Raw genomic sequence first — 14,932 nt, 5'->3', positions numbered from 1 at the left:
CATTGTTTCTGGAATCGCAGCCATGAGTGCCACGGCAAATTTTACCTTTACCACCCGGCCCCTGGTGCCTTATGCACATGATTACCTGCATGGTGCGGTTGAGCCTAAACATCAGCACAACTGCGCGCAGCTGATTCACACCCTGAGCGGCGTGGTACGGGTCGAAACGGCACAGGGCTACTGGATAGTGCCGCCAAGCCGGGGTGTATGGGTGCCGGCTGGCATAGAGCATGCGTTGCACATTACGGGTCAGGTCGCGGCGCGCGCGCTGTTTATCGATCCGCTGGCGCGTGCCGATTTACCTGCCAGTTGTCAGGTGGTTCAGATTTCACCGCTGCTGCGCGAGCTGATTATCAGTGCGCTGACGCTGTCGGAGGATTATCAGCCCGGCAGCCGCGATGAACGCATCTATGAGCTGATTCTGGATGAGATTCGGGTAATGCCAGAGTTACCTTTTCATTTACCGGAACCGACCAGCACCAACTTAACGCAGCTTTGTCACCAGGTACGGATGCGACCCGGTGAGAACTGGGCGCTGGAGCTGGCGGCTGAAAGGTTAAGCATCAGCAGCCGCACCCTGTCGCGCCATTTCAAACGCGAGACCGGCTTACAGTTCAGCGACTGGGTACGGCGCGCCAGGCTGATGGCGGCCCTGACGCGTCTGGCGCAGGGTGAATCAGTGCTGCGCGTTTCCCTCGATCTCGGCTACGAGAGCCACAGTGCATTCAGCGCGATGTTTCGCCGTATTCTTGGCGTCGCGCCGAGCGACTACTTTCCCCTAAAGTAAACCGTTTGCCTGCAAATGGTTCGACAGCGCATTTAGCAGGGCCTGCAGCGAGGCGCGGGAAACATCGCTGTCAATTCCGACACCCCAAGCGGACTGATTGTCACCAAAGGTACAGCGAATATAGGCTACCGAGCGGCTGTCGCTGCGCTGACCGAGAGTATGCTCGTGATAATCCTGAATCGACAGATCCAAATCAAACGCCTGGCGCAGTGCATCCACCGCCCCTGACAACAGGCCATTACCACGACCACGCAGCGTTTTGCGTTTGCCATTCATCCGCAGATCGGCGCGGAAATCGAGCTGGCCGTTAGCCTGGCTCTGGCTGCTGTAATCACCCAGCACCACCGGCATTGGATCGCGCAGACCATAAGCCTGACGGAACAGCTGCCAGATACTGGCCTGCGTCATCTCTTTACCGTGTCCGTCGGTTTGCTGCTGCACCCGGCTACTGAAGTCTTGCTGTAATGCGCGCGGTAACGTCAATCCGTGATTCTGCTCAATCATCCATGCGGCACCACTTTTACCGGACTGGCTGTTGACGCGAATCACCGCCTCATAGCTGCAACCGATATCGGCCGGGTCGAGCGGCAGATAAGGCACTTCCCAGCGCGTCTCTGACTGTTGCTGGCGCGCCGCAAAGCCTTTCTTGATGGCATCCTGGTGCGAGCCGGAAAAGGCGGTAAATACCAGCTCTCCGGCATACGGATGGCGCGGATGAACGGGCAGCTGGTTACACTGTTCAACCACATCCACCACCTGTTTCATCTGGCTGAAATCAAGGCCTGGCGGTACACCCTGGGTATACAGATTCAGCGCCAGCGTCACCAGATCGACGTTACCGGTGCGCTCGCCGTTACCAAACAGGCAGCCTTCTACCCGGTCGGCTCCGGCCAGCATCGCCAGTTCGGCACAGGCAATGCCGGTACCGCGGTCATTATGTGGATGAACGCTGATGCAAACCTCAGCGCGCCGCGTGAAGTGGCGGCAAAAATATTCAATCTGATCGGCATAGACGTTCGGCGTACTGACTTCGACAGTCGCTGGCAGGTTGATAATCATCGGACGCCCGGCGCACGGTTGCCAGATTTCGGCCACCGCTTCACAGATTTCGAGGGCGAAATCCAGCTCGGTAAAACAGAAGGTTTCCGGTGAGTATTCAAAGGTCCAGTGCGTATCCGGTTGATCTTCGCACTGTTGGCGAATCTGCTTCGCCGCGCTGACCGCCAGCTGGATAATCTCTGCTTTACTCTGACGGAACACCAGACGGCGGAAAACCGGTGCGGTAGCGTTATACAGGTGCAGAGTGGCGTTTTTTGCCCCTTGCAGCGCAGCAAAAGTGCGTTCAATTAAATCGCTTCGTGCCTGAGTCAGTACCTGAATCGACACATCCTCAGGAATGCGCTGCTCTTCAATTAACTGCCGGACAAATTTGAAATCGGTTTGCGAAGCGGAAGGGAAAGCCACTTCAATCTCTTTAAATCCGCACTGCAACAGCAGATCCCAGAACAGCAGTTTACGACTGCTGTCCATCGGTTCAGCCAGCGCCTGGTTGCCGTCGCGTAAATCGGTTGATAGCCAGCGCGGTGCGCGGGTCAGAGTATTTGAGGGCCACTGGCGCGCGTCCAGTTTTACCGGGGGGAACGGCAGATATTTTCCAGCGGGTTGCATCAACATGAATTTTTCCTGTTCGTGGCGTTTTCCTTATTGTTAATGAAAACCGACCCGACAATCTCACCGATAACTGACAATCACTAGCGCATAACTGACAGGACGATTTCAACTACAGTTAAGGATTGCGCTGATACAACATCATGGGAGGATTTCGATGAATCAGTTTTTTATGAATGACAAAAACCATTTGGTTAATGAAGCGATTGACGGGGCACTGTACAGCACGCCGTATCACAATCTGAGTAAGCTGGAAGTGGATGCCGATATTCGCGTTGTGGTGCGTAATGACTGGGATAAAAGCAAAGTTGCGCTGATCTCCGGCGGTGGTTCAGGGCACGAACCGGCGCACGTCGGATTTGTCGGTAAAGGGATGCTGACCGCAGCGGTATGTGGCGATATCTTCGCTTCACCGAGCGTCGATGCGGTGCTGACGGCGATTATTAATGTTACCGGCGAGGCGGGTTGCCTGCTTATCGTCAAAAACTATACCGGCGACCGGCTGAATTTTGGCCTGGCAGCGGAGAAAGCGAAAAAGCTTGGTTATCAGGTCGAACTGGTGATGGTGAAAGATGATATTTCACTGCCCGACAATCCGCAGCCGCGCGGTATCGCCGGAACTGCGCTGGTGCATAAAGTGGCTGGTTATGCCGCCGAGCAGGGGCAATCACTGCAGGAAGTGACGCGTCTGGCAACTCAGGCTATTGAGGCCACGCACAGTATTGGGCTGGCGTTTTCCAGCTGTCATATTCCGGGTGAAGCGCGCGATGAGCGGGTGGGGGCCGGGAATAGCGAATTGGGTATGGGGATACATGGCGAACCGGGCGTATCGACGCTAAAAACGCAGAACAGTCGCGAAATAGTCGCGATCGTCACGAAAAAGCTGGCGGAAAAGCTGCCCGCTGATAAAAAAGTGGCGCTGCTGCTGAATAATCTTGGCGGCTTCTCCGCGCTGGAAATGGCGGTGCTGGCGCGTGAAACGCTGACATCACCGTTCGGCAAGCAGGTTACTCATCTGGTGGGACCGGCCACGTTGGTCAGCGCACTGGATATGAAAGGTTTTTCACTGTCGACAATAGTGCTGGATCAACAGACACAAGCCGCATTACAGGCTCCGGTTGAGGCGTTTGGCTGGCATCCGCTGGTGGCCGTACAGCCCCTGACGCCGCAGCCGGGTGAAAAAGCGACCACCCGACTCGACTATTCACCGTCGGAAAATCCCCAGGTTGGGCAGGTGGTGCGGATCATCTGCGAAACGCTGGTAGGGCTGGAAGGCGAACTGAACAAACTCGACGCCAAAGTAGGCGATGGCGATACCGGCTCCACCTTCGCGGCGGGTGCGGGTAAAATTCTCAAGCAATATCAGGCAAAAAAATTGCCGCTTAACCATCCGGAGCAGTTACTGACGCTGGTGGGTGAAGAGCTGGCGGTAGTCATGGGCGGTTCCAGCGGGGTGCTGATGTCGATTCTGTTTACCTCTGCCGGGCAGAAACTGGAGCAGGGCGAATCGCTGGCACAGGCGCTGCAATATGGCCTGGAGCGCATGAAGCATTATGGCGGCGCGCAGCCAGGCGATCGCACGATGGTTGATGCGCTGGAACCGGCATTTAACGCGCTGGCGGCAGGCAAAGATCTGGCAGCGGCCGCCAGTGCAGCACGCGCCGGAGCGGACGCCACCGCCGAAATGAAGGTGGCAAAAGCCGGGCGATCTTCGTACCTTAATCAGGACAGCCTGAATGGGGTGAAAGATCCCGGCGCCTATGCGGTTGAGCAGGTGTTTGCCGCGCTGCAGCAGCAGTAAGCGACGCGGCTATTAACCACTCTCCTCCAGCGTGTGGAGGAGAGTTTCATCCGCATTCAGCACCTGCTCGAAACTGCGCAGACGTTTGTAAATTGACATCAGTTCCACCAGCGTGGACCATGAAGTGATCAGATACTGAAACGAGGCGCGGACCTGATCAAATACATTGGTAATCTGTTGCAGCAGGCCCAGCGTAATGGTGCCGGCGATAATCGATGGAAACAAAACAAACAGCCCGAATACGTTATCTACCTGCAGATACAGAATGCGGGTGATATTGAAATAGAGATAGTGAAAATAGAGGCGAAAATAGTTGAAGCGTACGCGCTGGAACAGCTGTCCTGCCGTCAGCGGATCTGCACGCTGCGCGTTATCCTCGCCATAGACCAACTCTTTACGATAGGCCGCTTCCACCCGCTGATTACGAAACTCCAGCCCCGGCAATTTAATCCCTACCGCTGCCAGCAACCCGGTGCCGAATAGCGACCATAACAGCGCGGCAATCACCAGCGCATACGGAATATTGCCGAGGATCGGCACGCTTTCCACATGCTTTGACAGCGCCACCAGCACCGGTAAAAAAGCTATCAGCGTCATCACCGCCCGGATCAGATTAATGCCCCAGCTTTCCAGCGTGCTGGAAAAACGCATGGTGTCTTCCTGTACCCGCTGCGCTGCGCCTTCAATGTTGCGCAGCTGCTGCCAGTGCGCCATATAGTAATTATTCATCGCGCTGCGCCAGCGGAAAATCCAGTGGCTGATAAAAAACGCGTTAAGTACGCCAATCACTACCGCTATCAGTGCGATGCCGAGGAATGCAGCCAGCTGCTGGTAGAAAATGATGATTTTTATGGTATTGGGATGTGCCAGCGCGTTTTGAATCATGTCGTAAAATGGGCCATACCAGGCGTTGATGGCCACGCCCACCTGCACATCAAACCAGGTAACGAAAATAATCAGTGCGCTGCCGAGCACTGACCAGCGTTGCCAGCGATGTGGCCGATAAATAAACCACACCATTGCGAACAATCCGACGATTACCGCGTAGTAAAGATAGAACCACAGCTGAGAAGGCTGCACAAAGCGCCAGGCGTTGTCCGGTAAGGGTTTATCAGCGTATGAAGCAAACTGATGTAGCTGAAAAACCAGATGGTCGCCGCCATCGAACCAGCACAGGATCGCCATCAGGCTCCATATCGCTGCGCTGCTGAAAAACAGCGCTGGCCGGGGAAAGAAAGAGCTAAACATAGGCACTCCATGGTTATTGTCAGCCAGTTATAGCGCTTTGATTGTTGTCAGTCTGTCGTCGGTTGTGTCCGTCCGTTTCAAATTCCCCGCCTGGTGGGATTTTTCTGGTTAAAGCCGGTTAATTGTCGGCTAATTGTTAAGGAATTTGTGTGGTTTTGTTTCTTAAGCCTAAAGTTTAAAGGGGAATGCTGTTACAATATTGATTATTGTTACCGGTAACACAAAATGTTACCGCCTGTATCCCCGGAATATCCTGATAAAAACAACAACACCGATACTCACTCATTGATGCGCACCGCAGCGCGGTAGCGTGATAAGGCAATGTAATGTCAAAAGAAAAAACAGGCAGCTCAAGGAGAGACTTTCTCCTGAAGACCATAACGCTGGCTCCGGCAGTGGCGATTGGCAGCACCGGACTTGGCTCTCTGGCTGTCGCCAGCCAGGCGCAGGCTAAAGATAATCAAGCACCCGCTGGCCCGCAGCAGGCAAAAGATTATCAACCGAGTTGGTTCACCCGTGAAGAGTTTGCCTTTCTGCAGGCCGCCGTCGCGCGCCTGATCCCGGCAGATGAACGTGGCCCTGGGGCGCTGGAAGCCGGCGTGCCGGAGTTTATCGATCGCCAGATGAATACCCCTTATGCCACCGGTGCCAACTGGTATATGCAGGGGCCGTTTCATCCCGATGCTGACCGCGAGCTGGGCTATCAGCTGCCGCTGGTGCCGCAGCAGATTTATCGTCTGGGGCTGGAAGAGGCTGACGCTTATGCAAAAGCACAGCACGGTAAAGTGTTTGCTGAACTGACCGCGCAGCAGCAGGACACGATTTTGCAGGCGTTTGAAAGCGGCAGCGCCGGGTTCAGACAGCTACCGAGTAAAGTCTTTTTCTCTTTCCTGTTACAGAACACCCGTGAAGGTTTCTTCAGCGATCCGATCCACGGTGGTAATCAGCAGATGGTGGGCTGGACGCTGATTGGCTTCCCTGGCGCACGTGCTGATTTTATGGATTGGGTTGAACGCGGCGAACGCTATCCGTTCCCGCCGGTGTCTATTCGCGGGGAAAGAGCTTAAGCATGGCAAACGAAATGAAGAAAGTGGATGCAGTAATTGTCGGCTTTGGCTGGGCCGGTTCGATTATGGCTAAAGAGCTGACGGAGGCCGGGCTGAATGTGGTGGCGCTGGAGCGCGGCCCGCATCGCGATACTTATCCTGACGGCGCGTATCCGCAGGTGATCGACGAACTGACCTACAACGTGCGCAAAAAGCTGTTCCAGGACTTATCCAAAAGCACCGTCACCATTCGTCATAACTCGGCGCAAACCGCTCAGCCGTATCGTCAACTGGCGGCGTTTTTACCGGGTACCGGCACCGGTGGAGCCGGTCTGCACTGGTCAGGAGTGCATTTCCGCGTCGATCCAATAGAACTGCGTATGCGTAGCCACTATGAAGAGCGCTACGGCAAGAAATTTATTCCGGAAGGCATGACCATCCAGGACTTTGGCGTCACTTACGATGAGCTGGAACCTTACTTCGATCAGGCTGAGAAAGTGTTCGGCACTTCCGGCTCGGCCTGGAGCATCAAAGGTAAAGTGGTCGGTAAAGAGCAAGGCGGCAACCCCTTTGCGCCGGATCGCTCCAGTGACTTCCCGCTGCCGGCGCAGAAACGCACTTTTTCCGCACAGCTGTTTGCCAAAGCGGCTGAATCCGTCGGTTATCACCCATATGACCTGCCATCGGCCAACACGTCTGGCCCGTATACCAATACCTATGGCGCACAAATGGGGCCGTGCAACTTCTGCGGTTTCTGCAGCGGCTACGCCTGCTATATGTATTCGAAAGCTTCGCCGAACGTCAATATTCTGCCAGCGCTGCGTCAGGAGTCGAAGTTTGAACTGCGCGTTAATTCACACGTGCTGCGCGTGAATCTGACCGATGACAAAAAGCGCGCCACCGGCGTGACCTATGTCGATGCGCAGGGGCGCGAAGTAGTGCAACCGGCGGATCTGGTGATCCTCTCGGCATTCCAGTTCCACAACGTGCATCTGATGCTGCTTTCCGGCATCGGCAAGCCGTATAACCCGGTGACCAATGAAGGCACTGTCGGACGTAATTTTGCCTATCAGAATCTCTCCACCATCAAAGCCTTCTTTGATAAAGACGTGCACACCAATAACTTTATTGGTGCCGGTGGCGCAGGCGTAGGCGTTGATGACTTTAATGCCGATAACTTCGATCACAGCAAATATGGTTTTGTTGGCGGCTCACCGTTTTGGGTCAACCAGGCAGGCGTGAAGCCGATCTCCGGTCTGCCAGTGCCGCCGGGCACGCCAAACTGGGGCAGCCAGTGGAAGGCTGCGGTTGCCGATCACTATACCCATCACGTTTCGATGGATGCTCACGGCGCGCACCAGTCTTATCGTAATAACTATCTCGATCTCGATCCGAACTACAAAGATGCTTACGGCCAGCCGCTGCTGCGTATGACCTTTGACTGGCAGGAAAACGATATCAAGATGTCGCAGTTTATGCATGACCGCATGCATAACATCGCCGAAGCGATGAATCCGAAGCTGATCACCGGTGCGGCGAAAAAGCCGGGTACCCACTTCGATACCACCGTCTATCAGACCACCCATATGAACGGTGGCGCGATTATGGGCGAAGATCCGAAAACCAGCGCCATTAACCGTTATCTGCAAAGCTGGGATGTTTCTAACGTGTTTGTTCCGGGCGCATCTGCCTTCCCGCAGGGGCTGGGCTACAACCCGACCGGCATGGTGGCGGCACTGACTTACTGGTCAGCGAAAGCGATTCGTGAACAGTATCTGAAAAACCCTGGTCCACTGGTGCAGGCATAAGGATGATGACAATGAAAATCGGATTATCAGCCCTGCTACTGGGCGTGCTGGCGTTTGGCGTGCAGGCGGAAGAGAGCCAGTCGGGCGATCTGATCAAGCGCGGTGAATATCTGGCGCGCGCCGGTGACTGCGTGGCTTGCCATACCAGCAAGGACGGGAAACCGTTTGCAGGTGGCTTACCGATGGTGACGCCCATCGGCACCATTTACTCCACCAATATCACTCCGGACCCGGAAAATGGCATTGGCAGCTACAGCTATGACGATTTCCAGAAAGCGGTGCGTCATGGCGTAGCGAAAAATGGCGATACGCTCTATCCGGCGATGCCTTACCCTTCTTATGCCGTGGTCAGCGATGACGATATGCAGGCGATGTATGCTTACTTTATGCATGGCGTACAGCCGGTCGCGCAGCAGAATAAAGACAGCGACATTCCGTGGCCGCTGTCGATGCGTTGGCCGCTGTCTGTCTGGCGCGGCATCTTTGCACCGGATGTGAAAGCCTTCCAGCCAAAAGCCGGTGAAGATCCAGTGCTGGCACGCGGCCGTTATCTGGTGGAAGGGCTCGGCCACTGTGGTGCCTGCCATACGCCGCGCAGCATTACCATGCAGGAAAAAGCGCTGAATGATGATAAAGGTGGCGACTATCTTTCCGGCAGCAATGCGCCGATTGATGGCTGGACTGCCAGCAATCTGCGTGGCGACAACCGCGACGGCTTAGGCCGCTGGAGCGAAGACGATCTGGTGCAGTTCCTGCGTACCGGTCGCAACGATCATACCGCGGTATTTGGTGGCATGACCGATGTTGTTGAACACAGTCTGCAATATCTCAGTGCAGAAGATGCGACGGCAATTGCTCGTTATCTGAAGTCGCTGGGTGCCAAAGATCCAAACCAGGTGGGCTTCAAGCCGGACGACAGCGTGGCAAAAGCGCTGTGGCGCGGGGACGACGGTAAAACCGGTGCGGCGCTGTATGTCGACAGCTGTGCGGCCTGCCATAAAACCGACGGCAGCGGTTACCAACGCTTCTTCCCGGAGCTGGCGGGTAATGCGGTAGTGCAAGCGGACGATCCGACTTCACTGATCCATATCGTGCTGACCGGTAATACGCTGCCTGGCGTGCAAGGCGCACCGTCGGCGATTACCATGCCTGCTTTTGGCTGGCGGATGAACGACCGTCAGGTGGCGGATGTGGTTAACTTTATCCGCACCAGCTGGGGAAATACCACCAGCACGGTCGTTACCGAGAAAGACGTGGCGAAGGTGCGTAAGGATGAAGCGGTAATTGGTAATCAGGGTGATGCCGATATCGAGAAATTAAAGTAATTCTCAATAGACTCAGGGGAGCCGAAAACGGCTCCCCTGCAATATTCCAGATATTCCGATATTATTCAGGAAAGAAAATCTTCGCGCTGCGGGGTAAAGGTATCCAGCAGGGTGCCTGGCTCAAGGCAGACACAGCCGTGAACCACATGCGGTTTTTTATACAAGGTATCGCCCGCCGCGACCTCTTTCGTTACGCCATCAATGGTGAATGCAAAACGACCTGACAGCACATAGGTCAGCTGCTCATGCGGGTGATGATGCAACGGCCCTACCGCATCCTTCTCGAAATTGACTTCAACCGCCATCATACCGCCGCCATGCGCCAGCACCCGGCGCGTCACGCCGTTGCCCAAATCTTCCAGCGTGGTCTCTTGCTTGTAGATAAACATGGTTATTCCTGTAATTTTTATTGATTAACGGGTCAGGCTGTCGGGTAACGTGGCCAGATAGAGTGCCGGCTGACCTTCATAATCTGAGGTAAACAGCACCTGACGGTCGTCCGGAGTAAAAGACGGATGCGGATGCGTCACCTGACGATCGCCATCCAGCACGCGCCATGAACTGTGATGCCCGGCCAGCCGGAAATGACGGCGCTGTTGCACATCAAAGACATAAAGCCATGGATCATTATCGATGGTGTAGCCAGCGGTATCCTGTACGTCGACCGGCGTGCCGGAACCGTCGCCGACCAGCAGTGAGCCGTTTTCGTTACTCATCAGATGGGAGCAGGCTGGCATGGTCATCAGCACTTCATTACGATCGCTGTCCGGATGGTAGCGGCAGATTTGGCGATCCGGGCGATCTTTATGGTAAGAAACGTAGATCAGCGCCGATCCGTCCGGCACCCAAAACTCATGGGTACAGCTTTCGCCCTCCGCGTGATCTTTTACCTTACGCATATTGCTGCCGTCTTCATTAATCAGCCACATACGCGCATCGACCAGATCGTGCGGGCCTTCATGACAAAACGCCACGGTCTGATTATGCCACGGCCGGTAAATCGGATGGCCCAGCCATAGCTGTTGCTGATGAATGGTCTGCGCTTCGCCACTGTTCAGATCGACGCGCAGCAGGCGGCAGTGCGGATTTTTTTCGAAGAAGCGTTGAAATATCTGCCAGTCGGAGAGCGGTTCCCAGTCTTCACGGGCAATCTCAATCCCAACCAGCTGTGTACAGTCGCTGTTTGCCACCCAGGTACCATAACCTACCCAGCTGTCCGGAACCTGATAAACGCTGATTTCCTCGAGGCTGTTGATATCGACGCGCTGCAAATTACGTTCGTTTTTCACATAGTAAAGATAGCGATCATCGGGGGATAAAAAGCCGCCAAAGGTATTATCACCATGGCCTTCGGTCAGCTGTCTCGCTTCCTGTGTTTCCAGATCGAGCAGATAGTAGTTTCGGTTACCATCAAATTCGCCAGCAAACAGCAGCCGTTCACCATCCTGGGTAAAACACTTCTGATAGAAGTAGTTACGATGACACAACACCTCTGGTGGCGTCAGGCGAACCACTGCTGCGCCGGTCTCTGGATCCTGAAAATGGTGGAAAGGAAGTTTGATGCGTGAACCCTTCGCCATACTGTTCCCCTTATCTGCCCAAGATTAATTCATTTATTGAAACGCTGTTTCATATTTATCATTTAGCATATCCTTTTCCACCCTGATGCCGAGCAGCAGCCGAAAGAATTGAGAACGGGATCACAATAAACCGCCGATACAAAATAATGGGGTAACTTGCAGCCGCGATCGCAAAACCCAGTTAGCGTGCAGTGACCGGATGTAGTTGTGTGAAGTTTGTCACATTAATTTGCAGAATTTACCTCTATAAAAAACACCTTGCATTAAAAAATGAAACGTTGTTTCATAAAATTAATTACTACCTGTGAAGTACACGCATGCTTCACAGGCTTAATTCACTGAAATAAGCCACTGAAGCAGAGGGGAGAACCATGAAGATTGCACTGATGATGGAGAACAGTCAGGCAGGCAAAAATGCCGTCGTGTTGAAAGAGCTGAAGCAGGTTGCGGACAGCAAAGACTACCCGGTATTTAACGTCGGCATGAGTGATGAGCAGGATCATCATCTGACTTATATCCATCTCGGCATTATGTCCAGCATTCTGCTGAATGCTAAGGCGGTGGATTTCGTGATTACCGGCTGCGGCACCGGCCAGGGCGCACTGATGTCGCTGAATATTCATCCGGGCGTGGTGTGCGGCTACTGTATCGATCCGGCCGATGCATTCCTGTTTGCGCAAATCAACAACGGCAACGCGCTGGCTCTGCCGTTTGCCAAGGGCTTTGGCTGGGGCGCAGAACTGAATCTGCGTTTTATCTTTGAAAAAGCGTTTACCGGCGAGAAAGGCCAGGGCTACCCGCTGGATCGCAAAGAGCCGCAGGTGCGTAATGCTGGTATTCTGAATCAGGTTAAGGCAGCGGTCGTAAAAGAGAACTATCTCGATACCCTGCGTGCTATCGATCCTGAACTGGTGAAAACCGCGGTCAGCGGCCAGCGTTTCCAGCAGTGCTTCTTTGAAAACTGTCAGGATAAAGAGATCGAAGCCTTTGTCCGTAAGTTAGTCGCGTAGCAAAAAGCTGCGGCATCCGCTGATGCCGCAGCATCCGTCAGATATTTTCCAGATTAATACCGCGGGTTTTCGGCCCGAATATGCCCACCGATAGCATCACCATCAGCATACTTACCACGATAAAGGCAATCACGCCCTGAGTACCGGCGTACTGCAAAATCAGGCCAATCATAATGCTGCTGAATACCGTAGACAGGCGGCTAAAGGAGTAGCAAAAACCGACCGCGCGCGCCCGAATATGGGTGGGAAAGATTTCGGTCTGATAGGCGTGATAGCTGTAAGTCAGCCAGGCGTTCGACCAGGTAATCAGGAAGCCACAGGCGATCAGCAGCAGCGCATTAGTCTGAAACGCAAACAGCGTGCCGAACACCACCGTCATCAGGCAAGAGAGGACAATCTGCCATTTATTTTCCATTCTGTCGGCGTAGCGGCTGCAAATCAGCGAACCCAGCGGGTAGGCGAGAGTGATAAAGAAGGCATACAGCAGGCTGTGGGTGACGGTGGTCCCTTTGCCCGACAGCAGCGCCGGTAGCCAGTTTCCAAAGCCAAAAAATCCAATTGCCTGAAAGAAATTCATTACCACCAGCATCAGGGTACGTTTACGGTACTGCGCTGACCAAATTTCTTTAAATGTGCCTCGTTGCGGCAGCTGGGCGGCGGCATCATTCTGTGGAAAATCTTGCCCGACCGGCGCGCCACAGCGCTGTTCCATCCTGCTGAGCACCTGATGTGCTTCCTGATGACGACCTTGCTGCGCCAGCCAGCGCGCCGATTCGGGCAGGTTTTTACGGATAAACCAGATGATCAGTGAGCAGAGCGCGCCAGCAATAACCACATAACGCCAGCCGGTCAGGCCGAAAATGGTTTGTGGCACCAGCCACCAGGACATTAAGGCCACGGTGGGTACCGACAGGAACTGGATAAAAAAGGCGAAAGCGAAGGCTTTACTGCGCAGATGAGTGGGTACCCACTCGGTCAGATAAGTGTCGATAGTGACCAGCTCGATGCCCAGCCCAACGCCAACCAGGAAGCGGCAAAAGATAATCCACTCGGCCTGATTCTGGAACGCCATCAGCAGGGAAAAAGCGCCATACCAGGCGAGGGCAAACATAAAGGTCATCCGGCGGCCAAAACGGTCGGCATAGGGAGCCAGTAAGCTGGCACCAATAAACAAGCCCAAAAATGTCGCCGAAGCAAAGGCCGCCTGGTCGGATATTCCAAAGACACCTTCACTACCAATATGAAATATGTTTTCAGCGATTAATCCTGAACTAATATATCCCGTTTGAAACAAATCGTAGAGTTCAAAAAAACCGCCGAGAGCCAGTAAAGTAATAAATCGCCACAGACCGGCGGAAGCGGGAAGGGCATCAATACGATTAGCTAAACTATTGATTTTATTGGGTCGTGCAGAAGAGGATTCCATCCCCTGGGAAGATGCTGAACACATTTTAATTATTTTTCCTCAGTAACATAGTGATTACAATTCAATGCTAAAGGCTGATGGCTGGATTTAAATTTTTAAATTGCTATCAGACGCAGAAAAATAAGGATAAAAACCTAAGGAAGAGTATTTAAAGGGAGATGATGCTGAAGGGGAAGTAGAATGCCTGCGCGATATTACCATTACTCGTGCAAGAGTAGCGGATCATCGCTGACCGAATCGCAAAGAAATCTGAAGCCCTGAACCTGTCAAAGGAGCGTATGAATGCAGCATCTCAGGCTTATGATATAGTTTTTGGGGATAGCAGATCAGTGATACAATCTCAATGTTTGTTGAGAAAAGTTGCCATCAATCCTCGACTACAGAACCATCTTTTTTCAGAGTATAACTGTTTTTTTTAATCTTAATATTGAGTTCACCATCAGCTTTATTTGAGATGGACATTATCCAATTTTTATAGAGACAGTTTATCCTGGTCTTCATGTCATCAAAGCAAATATAATCTGATGGATAAACAGAACTGAGCCTTTTATCACTGGGTAATAATTGATAGCCTTTTCCATAATCCATTATTAAAATAAAGCCGTATCTGGAGTTAACTGGAATATGATAGTTTTCATTAATATATTTGCTTTTTTCCTTCCACCATTTTAATTTGGTACTGTCAAGTAATGGAGGGTTTTTTACTAAGATATAAGCCGCATCACCTTCTTTATGTACGCCGACAATAATTGTCTCTCTGAAGGAAAACCATAATGCATAACTGAAAAATAAAACACTTAAAATTATCAATACTTTCGTAAATTTCATATCTGTTCATTATTCACATTTAATTTTTTTTTGAGTGAGGTTTGTCATTCTGTCAAAATGATAAAATGGATTATAATTCAAGGGGAGGTAACTGATAGCCCTTTGCTGCGCTTTGATTTTATCTATCTGAGAATAGATGTGTTTTTTTGAAATATTTATCCAACCTAAATGATTAGCATCCTTTGATTCACCCGCAATTCTGTCAACTTTGAGGTATAGATCATTCATTTCAGTCATCCTTATCTTATCCTAATCATCCATCAAAAGTAATGATAACCGAATTAATTAATTTCGAGGCCAGAATTAAATGTGCCGTGCAATCTAACCCCGGCGATTGATATCGTTCAGGGATTTTTGTATCACAGGTGTGTATCATCTGTCACCGCCGGTAAGTACCACGCCAGC

13 protein-coding genes are annotated in these 14,932 nt (G+C 52.6%); 6 read left to right on the top strand and 7 right to left on the bottom strand.

Annotated features, from left to right (window positions below; translation table 11 throughout):
- Nucleotides 1-22 precede the first annotated feature (22 nt).
- Nucleotides 23-787: an AraC family transcriptional regulator gene (locus RIN69_RS20440; protein ID WP_313854181.1), complete on the top strand. Its 765-nt coding sequence runs from the start codon at nucleotides 23-25 to the stop codon at nucleotides 785-787.
- On the opposite strand, the gene leuA is transcribed toward RIN69_RS20440, so the two are convergent.
- A complete protein-coding gene (leuA, locus tag RIN69_RS20435) occupies nucleotides 779-2,461 on the bottom strand; it encodes a 2-isopropylmalate synthase (RefSeq protein ID WP_313854180.1) in 1,683 nt (560 codons plus the stop codon). The genes RIN69_RS20440 and leuA overlap by 9 nt on opposite strands.
- Before the next feature lie 151 nt (nucleotides 2,462-2,612).
- Between leuA and RIN69_RS20430 the strand changes: the two genes are divergently transcribed.
- Nucleotides 2,613-4,256 (top strand): dihydroxyacetone kinase subunit DhaK, encoded by a 1,644-nt coding sequence (locus RIN69_RS20430; RefSeq protein WP_313854179.1) that lies wholly within the window; start codon nucleotides 2,613-2,615, stop codon nucleotides 4,254-4,256.
- A gap of 12 nt (nucleotides 4,257-4,268) precedes the next feature.
- On the opposite strand, the gene sbmA is transcribed toward RIN69_RS20430, so the two are convergent.
- The gene (gene sbmA / locus RIN69_RS20425) at nucleotides 4,269-5,504 is read right to left on the bottom strand and encodes a peptide antibiotic transporter SbmA (RefSeq protein WP_313854178.1); all 1,236 of its coding nucleotides are present in this window, start codon (nucleotides 5,502-5,504) and stop codon (nucleotides 4,269-4,271) included.
- Nucleotides 5,505-5,830: 326 nt separating this feature from the next.
- Here sbmA and RIN69_RS20420 point away from each other — a divergent pair, with 326 nt between their 5' ends.
- From RIN69_RS20420 to RIN69_RS20410, 3 genes are read left to right on the top strand one after another with little or no spacing between them, the layout of a single operon-like run.
- Nucleotides 5,831-6,571, top strand: coding sequence for a gluconate 2-dehydrogenase subunit 3 family protein (locus tag RIN69_RS20420; protein WP_313854177.1), 741 nt, complete (start codon nucleotides 5,831-5,833; stop codon nucleotides 6,569-6,571).
- A 2-nt stretch (nucleotides 6,572-6,573) separates the two neighbouring features.
- Nucleotides 6,574-8,358, top strand: coding sequence for a GMC family oxidoreductase (locus tag RIN69_RS20415; RefSeq protein ID WP_313854176.1), 1,785 nt, complete (start codon nucleotides 6,574-6,576; stop codon nucleotides 8,356-8,358).
- Between the two features lie 11 nt (nucleotides 8,359-8,369).
- Nucleotides 8,370-9,683 carry a c-type cytochrome gene (locus RIN69_RS20410; RefSeq protein WP_313854174.1) on the top strand — a complete coding sequence of 438 codons (1,314 nt, stop codon included), beginning with the start codon at nucleotides 8,370-8,372 and terminating at the stop codon, nucleotides 9,681-9,683.
- 65 nt (nucleotides 9,684-9,748) lie between these two features.
- Here RIN69_RS20410 and RIN69_RS20405 read toward each other — a convergent pair whose 3' ends face one another.
- Nucleotides 9,749-10,072 (bottom strand): cupin domain-containing protein, encoded by a 324-nt coding sequence (locus RIN69_RS20405; protein ID WP_313854173.1) that lies wholly within the window; start codon nucleotides 10,070-10,072, stop codon nucleotides 9,749-9,751.
- A 24-nt stretch (nucleotides 10,073-10,096) separates the two neighbouring features.
- A complete protein-coding gene (locus RIN69_RS20400) occupies nucleotides 10,097-11,263 on the bottom strand; it encodes an oligogalacturonate lyase family protein (protein WP_313854171.1) in 1,167 nt (388 codons plus the stop codon).
- Nucleotides 11,264-11,634: 371 nt separating this feature from the next.
- Between RIN69_RS20400 and RIN69_RS20395 the strand changes: the two genes are divergently transcribed.
- Complete coding sequence (locus tag RIN69_RS20395) at nucleotides 11,635-12,273, top strand: RpiB/LacA/LacB family sugar-phosphate isomerase (protein ID WP_313854170.1); 639 nt, start codon at nucleotides 11,635-11,637, stop codon at nucleotides 12,271-12,273.
- A gap of 37 nt (nucleotides 12,274-12,310) precedes the next feature.
- On the opposite strand, the gene RIN69_RS20390 is transcribed toward RIN69_RS20395, so the two are convergent.
- The 3 genes from RIN69_RS20390 to RIN69_RS20380 all read right to left on the bottom strand — a co-directional run bounded on the left by RIN69_RS20390 (nucleotide 12,311) and on the right by RIN69_RS20380 (nucleotide 14,755).
- Nucleotides 12,311-13,699 carry an MFS transporter gene (locus tag RIN69_RS20390; RefSeq protein WP_313854168.1) on the bottom strand — a complete coding sequence of 463 codons (1,389 nt, stop codon included), beginning with the start codon at nucleotides 13,697-13,699 and terminating at the stop codon, nucleotides 12,311-12,313.
- Nucleotides 13,700-14,065: 366 nt separating this feature from the next.
- The gene (locus tag RIN69_RS20385) at nucleotides 14,066-14,527 is read right to left on the bottom strand and encodes a DUF943 family protein (RefSeq protein ID WP_313854166.1); all 462 of its coding nucleotides are present in this window, start codon (nucleotides 14,525-14,527) and stop codon (nucleotides 14,066-14,068) included.
- Between the two features lie 9 nt (nucleotides 14,528-14,536).
- Nucleotides 14,537-14,755: a hypothetical protein gene (locus RIN69_RS20380; protein ID WP_313854164.1), complete on the bottom strand. Its 219-nt coding sequence runs from the start codon at nucleotides 14,753-14,755 to the stop codon at nucleotides 14,537-14,539.
- Nucleotides 14,756-14,932 lie beyond the last annotated feature (177 nt).

Origin of the sequence: Winslowiella toletana, from assembly GCF_032164335.1 — a bacterium.
GTDB classification, from domain to species: domain Bacteria; phylum Pseudomonadota; class Gammaproteobacteria; order Enterobacterales; family Enterobacteriaceae; genus Erwinia; species Erwinia toletana_A.
This window is presented reverse-complemented; position numbering and strand designations above follow the sequence as displayed.